We start from the raw sequence: 13362 nt of genomic DNA on the forward strand, positions 1-13362 counted from the left end.
CAACCGAGGCACGCCGGACGCCGGACGCGGGGCCGGACGCGGGCGCCCACGAGGTGCTGCGGGACCGGATGGCGGCCGCGGCGGCGGATCTCGCGGCCCGGGCGCGGGTCCTCAACGACCGCCGTGTCGAGGCCTTCGGCGGCGCCGGACTGGAACTGGCCGGGGCCGCCCGGCTGGACACCGGGCGGCCCCGGGTGCCGTGCGACGCGGCGGCCGTCGGCGGGGCGCTGCTGCTGGGCGCCAACCCGCCCGCCGGGCACGGACGGCCGGAGTCGGTCGCCGACGTGCTCACCCTCCACCGCCTGCGCGTGAGGGACGGCGGCCCGCCCGCCTTCGAGCCCGCCGGTCCGGACGCCGTGCCCGGCCTGCTCGACGACCCGCGCCTCCACCGCGACGCCGGGGAACTGTTCCGCTACTACCGCCACGCCCGGCTGCTGCGGCTGCGCCGCACCGGACCGCTGCTGCTGGCCGTCTTCTCCGTCGGAGAGCGGGCCACCGACATCCGCGTCCTGCGCTGGCGCGCCGAGGACGGCGGCGCCGTCGCCTACCTCGACGCCAAGGGCGAGCGCGACCACCTGGAACACCCGGCCCGCACGGCCGGCTCCACCGGCACGGTCAGTTCCGCCCGGGACGTTCTGTGGACACCGGCCGCCCGCGAGGACCACGTCACCGGACGCCACCCGCACGTGGCGGTCGACGGCGGGACGCTGTACGTCTCGACCGTCGGCGGCTTCCTCACCGTCAAGACCGACAACGACACCGAGACCGCCGGGGGCGTCCACAGCGAGCCCGTCGAGGACTCCCTGCAGGCCCTGGCCGACGCCGAGATCGCCCACGCCCGCGTCGGCCCGCTCGTCCTGCTGCGCGTCCTGCCGTACAACGAGACCGCCCACCGCCATCTGGTCTTCAACACCCGCACCCGCGAGGTGCTGCGGCTGGACGGCATCGGGCAGGCGTGCCGCCGCCTCCCCGACGACCAGGGCGTCGTCTTCCCCGGCGGCTGCTACCTCGCCGACGCCCCCGCCGGCTCGGCCGCCCGCACCTTCGAGGCGGACACCGAGGGGATGGAGTTCGAGGCGGAGGTGCGCTCGCCCAACGGCGAGGACGTGCTGTACGTCTTCCACGCACCCGCCCGGGGCCGCTCCCTGCTGCTGCCGTACAACCTCATCCGCAAGGAGGCCGCCGCCCCGATCCCCGCCCCGGGCCACGCCCTCTTCGACGACGGCACCCTGGCCGTGCTCGGGGAGACGCCCGGCGGGGAGGAGACGGCGGCACACCCCGTGCGGCTGTGGAACACCCCGTACGCCCTTCACTCCCGCGCCACCGGCCCCGCCGGGGACGGGCCGCTGACCCGAGTCGGCAACGCCGAGCTGGTGCGCGGCATCTCCGACTGCCTGTCCGTCGTACGGCTGGCCGAGGGGGTGACCGGACGGACGGCGCGGGGTACGGGCGGCGCACTGCCCGCGGCGGCCGCCCTGGAGGCGGTCACCGCCGCCTGCGCCCGCGCCGCCGACCGCCACCACTGGCTGGACGCGCCCGGCCTGGCCGAGGAGCTGGAAGGGCTCGGCTCGCCGCTGCGGACGCTGCGCGAGGCCGCCGGGCAGGCCGTCGCCGAGTACGCACGGGTGGCCGAGCTGCGCGAGAGGGCCTCGAAGGCCGTGGAGGAGACGGCCGCGCGCACCACCGCGCTGGTGCGCCGCGCCCGGGGCGAGGCACCCGGCGAGGCGGCCGGCTGGGTCGCCCTCCTGGCCGAACTGCGCCGCGCCCGGGGCCCGGTGGAGACCCTGCGCGAGCTGCGCCACGCCGACCCCGGCCGGATCGGCGCACTCGGCGCGGAGCTGGACGAGGCGCTGGCCGCCACCGGCCGCCGGGCGGCGGCCGACCTCGCCCGCGCGGACGCCTTCGACGGCGTGGGCGCGGTCGTGGCCGAACTGGCCGACCTCGCCGCCGCCGCTCCCACGGCCGCCGAGGCCGACACGCTGGGCGAGCGGATCGCCGGCCACGCCGACGGACTCGGCGCCGTCACCGAGGTGATCGGCTCCCTGGAGGTCGGCGACGCCACCGTGCGCACGGCCGTGCTGGAGCGGATCGGCGAGGCCACGGCCGCCGTCAACCGCGCCCGCGCCGTACTGGAGGGCCGGCGCCGGGAGCTGCTGGAGGCCGAGGGGCGGGCGGAGTTCGCGGCCGAGACGGCCCTGCTGGGCCAGGCGGTCACCGGCGCGCTGGCCGCCGCCACCACCCCCGACGAGTGCGACGAGCAGCTCGGGCGGCTGCTGGTGCGCCTGGAGGACCTCCAGGCCCGCTTCGGCGCCCACGAGGACTTCTTCGCCCGCCTGGCCGAGCGGCGCGAGGAGATCCGCGAGACCTTCGCCGCCCGCCGCCAGGCCCAGCTCGACGAGCGCGCACGGCGCGCCGAGCGCCTGGCGGTGTCCGCCGCGCGCGTGCTGGAGACCGTCGCGCGTCGCTGCGCCTCCCTCGCCTCCGCCGAGGAGGTGGCCGCCCACTTCGCCGCCGACCCGCTGGTCGCCCGGATCCGGGCCACCGCCGGGGAACTGCGTGCCCTGGGCGACACCGCGCGCGCCGAGGAGCTGACCGCCTCCCTGGCGGCGGCCCGGCAGGAGGCGGACCGCGCCCTGCGCGACCGCGTGGAGCTGGGCGCCGGCGACGGCGGGGGCCGGGGCACCGTGCGGCTGGGCCGCCACCGCTTCGCGGTGAGCACACGGCCGCTGGAGGTGACGCTGGTCCCGCACGGCGACGGGCTTGCCTTCGCGGTCTCCGGCACCGGCTACCGTGCCGCCGTGCGTGGCGCGGACTTCGCGGCCACCCGCGAGTTCTGGGACCAGCCGCTGGTCTCGGAGTCGCCGTGCGTCTACCGCGCCGAGCACCTGGCGGCCGCCGTGCTGGCGGACCTGCCGCACGACGCGGCCGGGGCGGCCGGGGCGGGCGACGCGGACGCCGAGAGCCTGCTGCCGCTGGTGCGCCGGGCGGCCGGGACCGCGTACGACGAGGGGTACGACCGGGGCGTCCACGACCACGACGCCGCCGCGATCCTCGCGCGGGCGCTGCGGCTGAGGGCCGGGGCCGGCCTGCTGCGCTTCACCCCCCGGGTGCGGGCCGCGGCGCAGCTTTTCTGGGCGTACGGCGCGGACGGCCCGGCACGCGACGCCTGGACGGTGCGAGCCCAGTCCCTGACCCGCGCCCGCGCCGCCTTCGGCGCGCGCGGCGTACTGGAGCCGCTCGCCGCCGAACTGGGCGGCGCGGTCCAGGAGTTCCTGAACCGCGCCGGGCTGCCGGCGCCGCCGCGCCCGGCCGCGGTGGGGACGTATCTGGCCGAGGAACTGGCCTTCAGCGGCGGCCGGTTCGCAGTCGGCCCCGCCGCCCGCGCCCTGCTGGACGGCTTCCACGCCTCGCTGGGCGGTGCTCGGTCGGCCCCGGCCGAGGAGTTCGCCGAGGACCTGCGGGCGCTCGGCGGCGGAACGCCGGGGGAGCCGGGGCGGCTGGCGGCCCGCCACCAGCTCGCGGCGGCATGGCTGGGTGCGTACGCCGAGTCCGCGGCCCGGGACGGGCACGGCGGCGGGCCGGACGCCGGGCGGGACGCCGGGCCGGGCGCCGACGCGGCGCCCCCCGACCTGCCCGAGGCCGTCGCCGTCGCCCTGTGCGGCGAGGCGCTGGAGCACCGGGACGTGGACGCACCGCTGACCGCCGTCGTCACCGGGCTGCTGGGCACCCACCCGCGGATCAGCGGCGGCGCCCTGCCGCTGCGCCTGGACGAGTTCCTCGCCCGCACCGAGGAGTTCCGCGGCGTCCGCGTCCCGGCCCACCGCGCCTACACCCGCCGCCGCGCCGAACTGCTGGACGCCGAGCGCGAGCGGCTGCGGCTGGACGCGTACGTGCCGCGCGTGCTGCCCGCGTTCGTCCGCAACCGCCTCATCGACGAGGTCTACCTGCCGCTGATCGGCGACAACTTCGCCAAACAGCTCGGAACGGCGGGGGAGGACCGCCGCACCGACAGCCAGGGCCTGCTCCTGCTGCTCTCCCCGCCCGGCTACGGCAAGACGACGCTGATGGAGTACGTCGCCGCCCGCCTGGGCCTGGCCTTCGTCCGCGTCGACGGCCCGGCGCTGGGCCACCGCACCACCTCCCTGGACCCGGCCGCCGCACCGGACGCCACCGCGCGGCGCGAGGTCGAGAAGATCAACTTCGCGCTGGAGACGGGCAGCGACGTCCTGCTCCACCTCGACGACGTCCAGCACACCTCGCCGGAGCTGCTCCAGCGCTTCATCCCGCTGTGCGACGCCCAGCGACGCCTGGACGGAGTGCGGTTCTCCGACGGCCGGCCGGCCACGTACGACCTGCGCGGCAAGCGGTTCGCGGTGTGCATGACGGGCAACCCCTTCACCGAGTCCGGCGCCCGCTTCCGCGTCCCGGACATGCTCGCCAACCGCGCGGACGTGTGGAACCTGGGCGACGTCCTGTCCGGCCGGGAGGAGCTGTTCGCGTTCAGCCACATCGAGAACTCCCTCACCGCCAACCCGGTGCTGGCGCCCCTGGCCTCGCGCGAGCGCGCCGACACCGGGCTGCTGGTGAGGCTGGCCGCCGGAGACCCTTCGGCCCGCCCCGACCGCCTGTCCCACCCGTACGCGCCCGCCGAGCTGGAGCAGGTGCTGGGCGTGCTGCGCGGGCTGCTGCGGGTGCGGCGCACGGTGCTGGCGGTCAACGCCGCCTACATCGCCTCCGCCTCCGGCGACGAGGCGGCCCGCACCGAACCGCCGTTCCGCCTCCAGGGCTCCTACCGCGACACGGGGAAGCTGGCCGGGCGCCTGGCGCCGGTGATGACGGACGAGGAGGTCGAGGCGCTGATCGACGACCACTACACGGCCGAGGCCCGCACGCTGTCGGCGGACGCCGAGGCGAACCTGCTCAAACTCGCCGAACTGCGCGGCCGCATGACGCGGGAGCGGGAGCGGCGGTGGCGGGAGGTCAGGGAGGCGTTCCGGGCCCGCGGCGCCGCCGCTGGTGCCGCCGGTGCGGAGGCCGCCCCGGGGGCGGTCCCGGAGGCGGCGGGAGGGGGCGCGCGGTGAGGGGCGGCGCGGTGAGGAGCCGGCGCCGGCGCGGGGCCGCCCGCGCCCGGTGGACCGGCGCGGAGTACGTCCACGACGAGGCGGACCGTGCCCGGGAGAAGGCGAGGGTCTCCGAAGACCTGGGCCGGGCCGTGTACGGACGCCGCAGGGCGCTGGGCATCTCCCAGTCGGAGCTGGCCTGCCGGGCGGGCATGAGCCAGCCGCAGGTCTCCAGGCTGGAGCTGGGCGGAGGCATGCCGACCCTGGCGGTGCTCACCCGGCTGGCGAGAGCCCTGGACGCCTCCTTCGCGCTCACCTTCGACGGCGGCGAGCCACACCTGGGGTTCGAACCACTGACGGCGCCCGTCCTCGCGGAGCCTTCCTCCCGGAATCTGCCCCGCCCGGGGTCCGGACCGGCACGCAACGGCATATGACGATCGCGCAGAGTGGCGCGAAGGCCGGGACAGGCGCGGGGAGACGCTCCTAGAGTGCCGGTATGACCGACAGCCGGGAGGCGCCGGAGGCCACGCCCGCCCGGGAGCCGGAGCAGCGAGCCCCGTACGCCGGGCACACTCCGTACGGCTCGCGCGGCCCGCTCCCCCCGGGGTCCCCGGGCCTACGCGCAGGGGGCCGGCGCGGTGCCCTCGGCCGCCTCGGCCGCCTCGACGGCCTCCGCCGTCTCCAGCGCCGCGCGCAGCGCGCGGATGCTGGTCAGCCGGCGATCGGCGGCCGGGGGCACGATCCAGTGCAGACCCGGCGGGCGGACGCTGGCGGCGTCCGGCACGACGACGTAGGAGCCGCGGCCCAGCACACGGGCGCCGGGCAGCTCCCAGCGCTCGGCGGCTCTGGGCGGGATGAGGAAGTACATCCGCGACCGCTCCCAGCCCCCCTCCGGCGCTCCGCCCGGCCCGCCGGCCTCTCCGGGCAGGTCGGCGATGACCGGGCCGGGCGGCCGGTCGCCGTGGCGCAGCAGCGCGTCGAGCACCAGCAGCCCCGTGCGCCCCGGCATCCGTACCGCGTCCCACCAGGTGCCGGCGGGCACGGCGCGGTGCGTCCCCCCGTACGGCAGCCAGCTCGGCCGGACGGCGGGCGGTATCGCGTGGAAGGGGCCGGGCAGGAGGGGCGCCGGGCGCGGGTCGGGCGTGCCGGGGGCGCCGGCCAGCCGGATGCGGCCGCCTCCCGTGCGCTTGACCTCCCGCAGCGCCACGTCGGAGTCCAGCAGCAGATCGGACAGCCCGCCCGGGGCGGGGTCGGCCGGATCCCAGACGGCGACGCCGAGCGAGACGGTCTGCCCGGTGATGGTCACGGTGGTGCCGCGGCTGACCGGGGCCGGCACGGACATCTCCCGCACGCCCTGCTGGACGAGCCGGGCCGCGGCCATCGCCTCCTCGGCGCCGGCGCCGGGCAGCAGGGCCAGGAACTCGTCGCCCGCGTGGCCCCCGTAGCGCCCGCAGACCGCGTCCCCGACAGCGCCTCCGACGCGGCGCAGCACGTCCGCCGCGGCGCGCAGCACGGCGTCCCCCGCGAGGTGGCCGTAGGTGTCGTTGACGGCCTTGAAGCGGTCGAGGTCGCCCATCAGCAGCGCGAGCGGCCTGTGCCGCCGGCGGGCGGAGGCGAGGGCCTGGGAGGCCCTGATCTCCCAGGCCCTCCTCACCAGCAATCCGGTGAGGTCATCGGTCAGGGGGCGATGGCCGCCTCCCGGACAGCACGAGGGGGACGGCGCGTGCTCCTCGGTCGTCCTCGGCGCAGTACTCATCGATCCCCTTCTCCCCCGGTCGTGCGGTCCGGCGCATGGGCAGTGGTGAACCTGCGGTTGAACCGTTTACTTTTCAACTCAACTGGTAGTTGAGCGAATGCGATGAGTGAGTTTAGGCTTCTGAATGACCGGGCTGTCAACTCCCTCCCGGTCAGTAGGAGTTATGATGCGGTGACGACTCCTGGTCGGTTCCGGTGCGGTGGAGGTGGATGCGGTGTCCGACACCCGCGGGGATCGGATGCTGGCGGAGAGACTCGACCGGCTCTTCGACACCGTCCGCCCGGAGGGCCCCAAGGGCCGCAGGTACACCAACGAGGAGGTCGCCACCGCCGTCAAGCGCGCGGAGCCCGGTGTCCGGGTGGGCGGCGCCTATCTGTCGGCGCTGCGCAAGGGCACCAAGAAGAACCCCTCCACCGAGCTCCTGACGGCCCTGGCCCGCTTCTTCGGCGTTCCCGCCTCCTACTTCCTGGACGAGCGGGCCGCGGCCCGGACCGACGCGGAGATAGAACTCGCCAAAGTAGCCCACAACATGGGCGTCAGAAAGCTCGCCCTGCGAGCCCTGGAGCTGTCCCCCGAGGGGCTCGCCGCCGTGACGAGGATCGTCGAGCACGTCCTGGAGAGCGAGCCCGGCGCCCGCACCACGCAGGAGGAGCGGCCGTCCCCCGGCGCCCCGTCACCGGACGGCCGGCCCGCGGAGCGCTGACCGCGTCCCCGTCCGCCCGGCCGGGAGGGGCCGGGCGGACGGGGACGGGGCTCAGCCTTCGCCGTCCGCCGCGCCGGTGGGCCGCGGCGCCGGGTCCGCCGGCGGCAGGGCGGCCAGCCGCGGCAGCAACTGGGCCGTCAGGAGCGTGGACAGCGCCGAGGTGTCGCCGCCCCCGGCGCCGTCGGTGCGCACCACGACCGGCCGCGGCGCGCTGCAGGCCAGGGCCGCGCCGACCTCCAGGCGGCGGCGGGCCAGTTCGTACTGGAGGACCGCCCGGTTGTCGCGGTACGCCTGGGCCAGCCGGCGCTGGGCGCGGGCCTCGTTCTCGGCGGCGATCAGGCCGCTGCGCCCGCGGGTCTCGATCTCGAACCGCACCCGCTGCGCGTTGGTCTCCTGCTCCTCCAGGAGTTGGGCCACCTCCTCGCGCGCCCGGTTCAGGGCGGCCTTCACCTCGACGATGCGCGCGTCGCGCACCTTCTTCGCCCGCTCGATGTCCATCTGGAGGCTGTCGATGCGGCGCTTGCGGGTCAGGCCCCACTCCTGGTCGTACGCGGCGCGCTCCTTGGCGACCCGCTCACGGGTGGCCAGATGCTGCTGGTACTGGGCCGGGAGCTGCACGTCGGGGATGTTGCAGCCGGTGATGCGCACCCCGTAGCGGGAGAGCTGGCGGTTGAGCAGCTCCTGCATGTCGGCCACGTCCGAGCCGCGCAGGTCGTAGGCCCGTTCGGTCCGCATCCTGCGCGCCCGCTGCCGGATGGCGTCCTGCACCGCGCTGGAGAGCACCAGGTCGAAGTTGCCCGCGCCGATGGTCCGCACGAACAGCACCGCGTCGGTGATGCGGAACTTCAGGAAGAACTCGATCGACCGCAGCGGCACGTTCTCCTGGGTCGGGCAGGCCATCACCGGGGCCGAGTAGGGGATCTCGGTGGCGGTGTCCACCACGAACTCCACCCGCGACCACGGGTGCCACAGGTAGTGGCGGCCGGGGTCCAGGGTGCGGGTGACCGCGCCGTAGCGGGTCAGGACCCCGCTGGTGCCCTGCTCGATCTCCACGATCGAGGAGCGCCACCACCACAGCCCCCCGACCAGCAGCGCGAGCACGCCCAGGACGTAGGAGAGCGCGGCCAGGGAGTCACGGGCGGCGCCGGTCAGCCCGTCGGAGTCACCCGCGGACAGCAGTACGCCGGTCAGCAGCGCGAACACCCCGGACCACAGCGGCAGCAGCCACCACAGCCGGCGGCGGTGGCGGGGGATGATGACCGGGACCAGGGTGCCCGCCTCGCCGCCGCGCAGCAGCTGGGCGATCTCGCTCCAGGGGGCCACGGCCTCGGAGATGACCGACCTGCGGGCGGTGGACACGGCGCTCACTGCGCGGCCTCCTCGGTGTCGTCGGACGCTGCGGGCACTGCGGGGGCTTCAGGTACTTCGGGTGATCCGGGCCCCCCGCCGGGCACCGCGGGGTTCGCGGCCTCCCCGCCTCCGGAAACCGCCGCGCCCCCGGCCGGCACGGTCGGCCGCTCCTCCTCCAGCAGGGCGCGGATCTCCTCCTGGCGCTGTTCGATGCGCTCGGAGACCTCCCGCAGCCTGGTGCGGACGGCGGCCATGTCGTCCTCCGTGAACAGCTCCGTACCGTGCTCGCCGATCATCTCCCGGGCCAGCCGGAGGAAGTCGACCCCGGCCGTGCCGTCGGAGTCCTCCGCGCCGCCGACCCGCACCAGCTGCGGCAGGTGGTCGGCCACCTGCTCCAGGGTGTCGAGCATCTGCTGCCGGTAGCGGTACTCCAGGATCTCCGGGGCCTCGGCGGCGGTCACCGCGCGGATGTCCAGGGCCTGTGCCTCCAGCAGCGCGGCGTTGGCCTTCGCCTCCGACTCGGCCTGCACGTAGCGCTGCCGGGCCAGCGCCTGGGCCCGGTTGGTCTCCCGCTCGACGGCGGTGTCCATCTGGGCCTGGTACTGGGCGATCTCCGCCTGGATCGCGGAGAACGTCTCCTGGAGACCGGCCAGCTCCTTGGTGAGGTCGCCCTCGTCCTGCTCCTTGCGGAGCTGGAGCGCGTACTCGTGGGTGTAGGCCTCCTTGGCGACCCGCACCATCTCCGGGGCGGCCAGGTCCATGCGGTAGTTGCGGTCGGAGGGCTCGGCGTGCGTGATGTTGGCGTTGGTCAGCTCCACCGCCGGCTGGAACTGCTGGTTGAGCTGCTCCAGGAGCCGGCCGGTGTCCTCGCCGACCATGTCGTAGATCCCGGCTGCCTCCTGCTCGTAGATCAGGCTGCGGATGGTCTCGCTGACGGCGTTGCTCAGCTTCTCCTCGAAGCCGCGGACCGCGCCGAGGGTGTAGACGAACTCCACCGGGTCGTTGATCCGGAACTGGATGAACAGGTCGATCGAGGCCTTCACCCCGCTGCGGGTGGGGGCCTCGCGCACCGGCGCGTTGAACGGGTACTCGCGGGTGGTGTTGAGGATGTACGACACCCGCTTCCACGGGTTCAGCAGGATCACCCGGCCGGGGCCGACCACCTGCTCCAGCTTCCCGAAGCGGGTGATCAGCGCCTGGCAGCCGTCCGGCACCATCACCATGCCCTGCCGCCACCACACGAAGGCCACGGCCGACACCGACAGCACCCAGTAGTGGAGGCCGAACAGGGGGTTGGCCAGCGCGCTGCCGCCGGCGGCGGACACCACCGAGGAACCCACCACGCCCACCACCAGCAGCATGAGCACCGGCAGCATGCTCAGCAGGGAGCGCCCGCGCGGGAGCACCATCGGGCAGATGGCGTGCACCGGCACGCCGTCCTCGCGACGCTGCTCGCTGCGGTTGAGCGCCTCACCGGCCTCCGCCAGCGGAACGGTTCGCTGCGTCATGACGGTGGCGATGGAGCCGCCGCCCTGGTCCCGTGCGGCGGGGAAGTCGGCGGGGTCGATGCCGTCCTGCTGGGAGGGGGCGCCACCTTCGGCGGTCCCGCCGTCCCGGCCGCCTCCGCCTCCGCCGCTTCCGTCACCGCCGCGCCGTCGCCGGCGCAGCTCCTCCTCGGCGACGGCCCGAGGATCGGCTCCCTGGGCCACCGACTGTGCGATTCTGCGCATGTCCTGGGTTCGTGCCACGTCTGCCCTTCGCCGTCTCCGGTCGTATTCGTCCCGTACGGGTGTTCCACCCTCATCTCACAACACGCCGCCCGCCGCGGGCGGTGCCGGGGGCCGATCGTGACCCGGACGGGACCTTCCGGGCCCTCCGGAGCCGCCGCCACCGCCGCGCCACTGGGTGCTGGAGGAGTACGTCGATGCCCGGCCGGCCCCTGCGCCCGGCCAGGGACGCCGCCATGAGCCGGGCGCCGGCCCGCTCATCCGGCAGGCCCCGGAGCCGCCTCCCCCCGACGGCTCCGGCGCCTCGGAGGACGCGGATGACTCGCTCGAACCGGGAGACGCACTGTTCGGCGTCGGGGACGTAGGAGTGGACGAGCAGCTCGGCTTCTGGAACTGACGCCCGCCCGTCAGGGAGTTGTCGCCGGTCACAGCTCTCCGGCGATGACCCCCTGCCGGAACGCCTCCCACTCGGAGGCGGTGTAGCGCAGGGGAGCGGTGTCGGGCCGCTTGGAGTCGTGTACGGCCTTGCCGCCGCCGGGGAGATTGGTGACCTCCACGCAGTTGTGCTCGGGACCGCTGGCGGACGCCTTCCGCCATATGGCTTCCGTCAGGTCGTACGTGTAGAGCTCCGCCTTCGGATCATTCACTTCCGGTGCCCTTCTTCCAGTTCGGCGATCCTCGCGAGCGAGTCCCCCACGGACAGGGCCGTCGCGCGGATGCGGTCGAAAGCTTTGGCGAAGGGCGTCGCTTCGTCGCCCTCAGCGTATGCCGATGGCCTGGGTGGCGTTCTCGATCTTCGAGAGTTTCGGACTCTTCCAGCCCATGGTCGTGGCAGCCGCTTCGAGGGTCATGCCCGCGTCGGTGCGGAGGCGCCGGAGGGCTGCCCCCAGGCGTCGGCGGCGGATCGTCGGAGTCAGAGGGGAGTTGGGCATGGCCGGAGTCTGGCAGGCCGGGGCTCGGGCCGAACTTCTCGCCAGGGAAGTCACTCGTCTGGGTAGAAAAGTTTCTACCTCATGGGGAAATTTTTCTGATCGGTCGATGCTGCTGGTGGGCGGCAGTCACGCCGCCCGGCAACGCGCCGTGCGGCGCACGCCCGCCACTGCCCGACCACGAGGAGACGACCCCCATGCACCCCACCGCCGGTGGACACCGTCCTCGCCGACTGGCTGAAGAAGAAGAGTCCTCCCCGGGACGCGGCGCTGCTGCTCGACGCCCTCAACGGGCGTATCGAGCAGGCGGAACCGGAGGACCGCGACTTCCGGATCGGTCCCTCCTACCTGATGCGGCCGGCCGGCCGTCCACACCGCACCCAAGGGACTGGACCGGGTCTGGAAGCACCAGATCCTCCCGCTGCTGAAGGAGCTCCACTGGGGTGACGAGGCGGTGGACGTCGAGGAGCAGTACGGCCTGGAAGCGCTGCGGAAGGAGACCGGGGTGACAGCCGGTGCGGCCGTCCCGGCGGCCCGGGGGACCGGGGAGTGACAGCGCCCCGGCGCGGCGGCCCGTTCCCCGTCGAACTGGCCGAGGGCGACGACCGGAGCACCTGGGCACTGACCACCGCACAGCTCGACACGCTGCGCACCAGGGCCGAGAAGATCGTCGACATCCAGCCCGCCGAACGGAGAGCCGAGGGGTGGCGGTGGCGGCTGAAGGCCAAGCGGACGGTCGGAACGGTGCGGTTCGGGTCCGGTGAGGGCGCCGTCCAGCTGCGGATCACCCCCAAAGTTGCCGTCGACCGCCTGCTCCACCTCCTCGCCCACGCCCCGGACAGGGCGCGCTGGGACCACGGACTCGTCGACACGGCGGCCCGCGAGGAGCTCTTCCCCGCCGTCGCCCGCACCTTCGTCCGCGCCGCCGAGCGCGCCCTGCGCCCCGGCCCGCTGTCGGGCTACCAGGGCCGGGAGGACACCTCCACGACCCTGCGCGGCAGACTCCGCGTGGCCGCCCAGTTGCGCCGCCGCCCCGGCCTCGCGCTCCCGTTGGAGGTGGCGTACGACGAGCACACCCCCGACATCCCGGAGAACCGGCTCCTGCTCGGCGCGGCCCGGCGGCTGGCCCGGCTGCCCGGTCTGGAACCGTCCGTGCGCACCCGGCTCCGCGGGCTCGACGTCCTGCTCGACGGCGTCACCGCCCCCGCACCCGGCGCCCGGCTGCCGGCATGGACCCCGACCCGGCTGAACGCCCGCTACGGGCCGGCTCTGCGGCTGGCCGAACTCGTGCTGCGCGGCGCCTCCTTCGAGTACGCCGACGGTCGGCGGGTCAGGGCGGACGGCCTGCTGCTGAACATGGAGAAGGTCTACGAGGACTTCCTGGCCGTCGCCCTCGGAGCCGTCCTGCGACGCCGCGCCGGAGGGCGTCCCCAGCCCCACCCGCGCACGCACCATCTGGACGACCGGCGCGAACACCTGCTCCTGCCGGACCTGGTCCACCTGCTGCCGGACGAAGGCGGCGCGCTGCGCCCTGCCGTCGTCGTCGACGCCAAGTACCAGGAGGGTGTGAGGCGGGAGAACCTCTACCAGATGCTGGCGTACTGCACCCGCTTCGGCCTCCACGAGGGCCATCTGGTCTGTGTGGCGGGAGACGTGGACGGGACGGCCGTGCGTGTTCCGGCGCCCGGCGGCACGATCACCCTCCACCGGCACGTACTGGACCTGTCGCTGCCCCGCCAGGCGCTCACCGACCGCCTGGAGGAGCTCGGCCGGACGATCCTCCGGGCGCGCACGGCCGCGGCCCGGCCGGGGACATGAGCCGGCGCCCGGCGGTCTC

The 13362-nt window shown here is 75.2% G+C and carries 10 protein-coding genes; 5 read left to right on the plus strand and 5 right to left on the minus strand.

Annotation, left to right across the window (positions count from 1 at the left end; translation table 11 throughout):
* Positions 1–68: 68 nt before the first annotated feature.
* The gene (locus tag ACGRHY_RS18035; protein WP_394638105.1) at positions 69–5081 is read left to right on the plus strand and encodes a DNA repair ATPase; all 5013 of its coding nucleotides are present in this window, start codon (positions 69–71) and stop codon (positions 5079–5081) included.
* Positions 5082–5092: 11 nt separating this feature from the next.
* A complete protein-coding gene (locus ACGRHY_RS18040) occupies positions 5093–5494 on the plus strand; it encodes a helix-turn-helix domain-containing protein (protein ID WP_394636350.1) in 402 nt (133 codons plus the stop codon).
* A 182-nt stretch (positions 5495–5676) separates the two neighbouring features.
* Here ACGRHY_RS18040 and ACGRHY_RS18045 read toward each other — a convergent pair whose 3' ends face one another.
* Positions 5677–6816 carry a GGDEF domain-containing protein gene (locus ACGRHY_RS18045; RefSeq protein ID WP_394636351.1) on the minus strand — a complete coding sequence of 380 codons (1140 nt, stop codon included), beginning with the start codon at positions 6814–6816 and terminating at the stop codon, positions 5677–5679.
* Between the two features lie 214 nt (positions 6817–7030).
* Here ACGRHY_RS18045 and ACGRHY_RS18050 point away from each other — a divergent pair, with 214 nt between their 5' ends.
* A complete protein-coding gene (locus ACGRHY_RS18050) occupies positions 7031–7519 on the plus strand; it encodes an XRE family transcriptional regulator (protein ID WP_394636352.1) in 489 nt (162 codons plus the stop codon).
* A gap of 51 nt (positions 7520–7570) precedes the next feature.
* Here the strand turns inward: ACGRHY_RS18050 and ACGRHY_RS18055 are convergent, their stop codons facing one another.
* The 4 genes from ACGRHY_RS18055 to ACGRHY_RS18070 form a co-directional block, all read right to left on the minus strand.
* On the minus strand, positions 7571–8887 hold the full coding sequence (locus tag ACGRHY_RS18055) for an SPFH domain-containing protein (protein ID WP_394636353.1): 1317 nt from the start codon (positions 8885–8887) through the stop codon (positions 7571–7573).
* Entirely contained in the window at positions 8884–10599 is a 1716-nt protein-coding gene (locus ACGRHY_RS18060) for an SPFH domain-containing protein (protein ID WP_394636354.1), read from the minus strand. The genes ACGRHY_RS18055 and ACGRHY_RS18060 overlap by 4 nt, the downstream gene beginning before the upstream one ends.
* Before the next feature lie 422 nt (positions 10600–11021).
* Entirely contained in the window at positions 11022–11243 is a 222-nt protein-coding gene (locus ACGRHY_RS18065; RefSeq protein ID WP_394636355.1) for a DUF397 domain-containing protein, read from the minus strand.
* Positions 11244–11354: 111 nt separating this feature from the next.
* A complete protein-coding gene (locus ACGRHY_RS18070; protein ID WP_394636356.1) occupies positions 11355–11528 on the minus strand; it encodes a helix-turn-helix domain-containing protein in 174 nt (57 codons plus the stop codon).
* Positions 11529–11738: 210 nt separating this feature from the next.
* Here ACGRHY_RS18070 and ACGRHY_RS18075 point away from each other — a divergent pair, with 210 nt between their 5' ends.
* A complete protein-coding gene (locus tag ACGRHY_RS18075) occupies positions 11739–11972 on the plus strand; it encodes a hypothetical protein (RefSeq protein WP_394636357.1) in 234 nt (77 codons plus the stop codon).
* A 102-nt stretch (positions 11973–12074) separates the two neighbouring features.
* The gene (locus ACGRHY_RS18080) at positions 12075–13343 is read left to right on the plus strand and encodes an McrC family protein (RefSeq protein ID WP_394636358.1); all 1269 of its coding nucleotides are present in this window, start codon (positions 12075–12077) and stop codon (positions 13341–13343) included.
* Positions 13344–13362 lie beyond the last annotated feature (19 nt).

Origin of the sequence: Streptomyces shinuiensis, from assembly GCF_043660855.1 — a bacterium.
Lineage (GTDB): Bacteria > Actinomycetota > Actinomycetes > Streptomycetales > Streptomycetaceae > Streptomyces.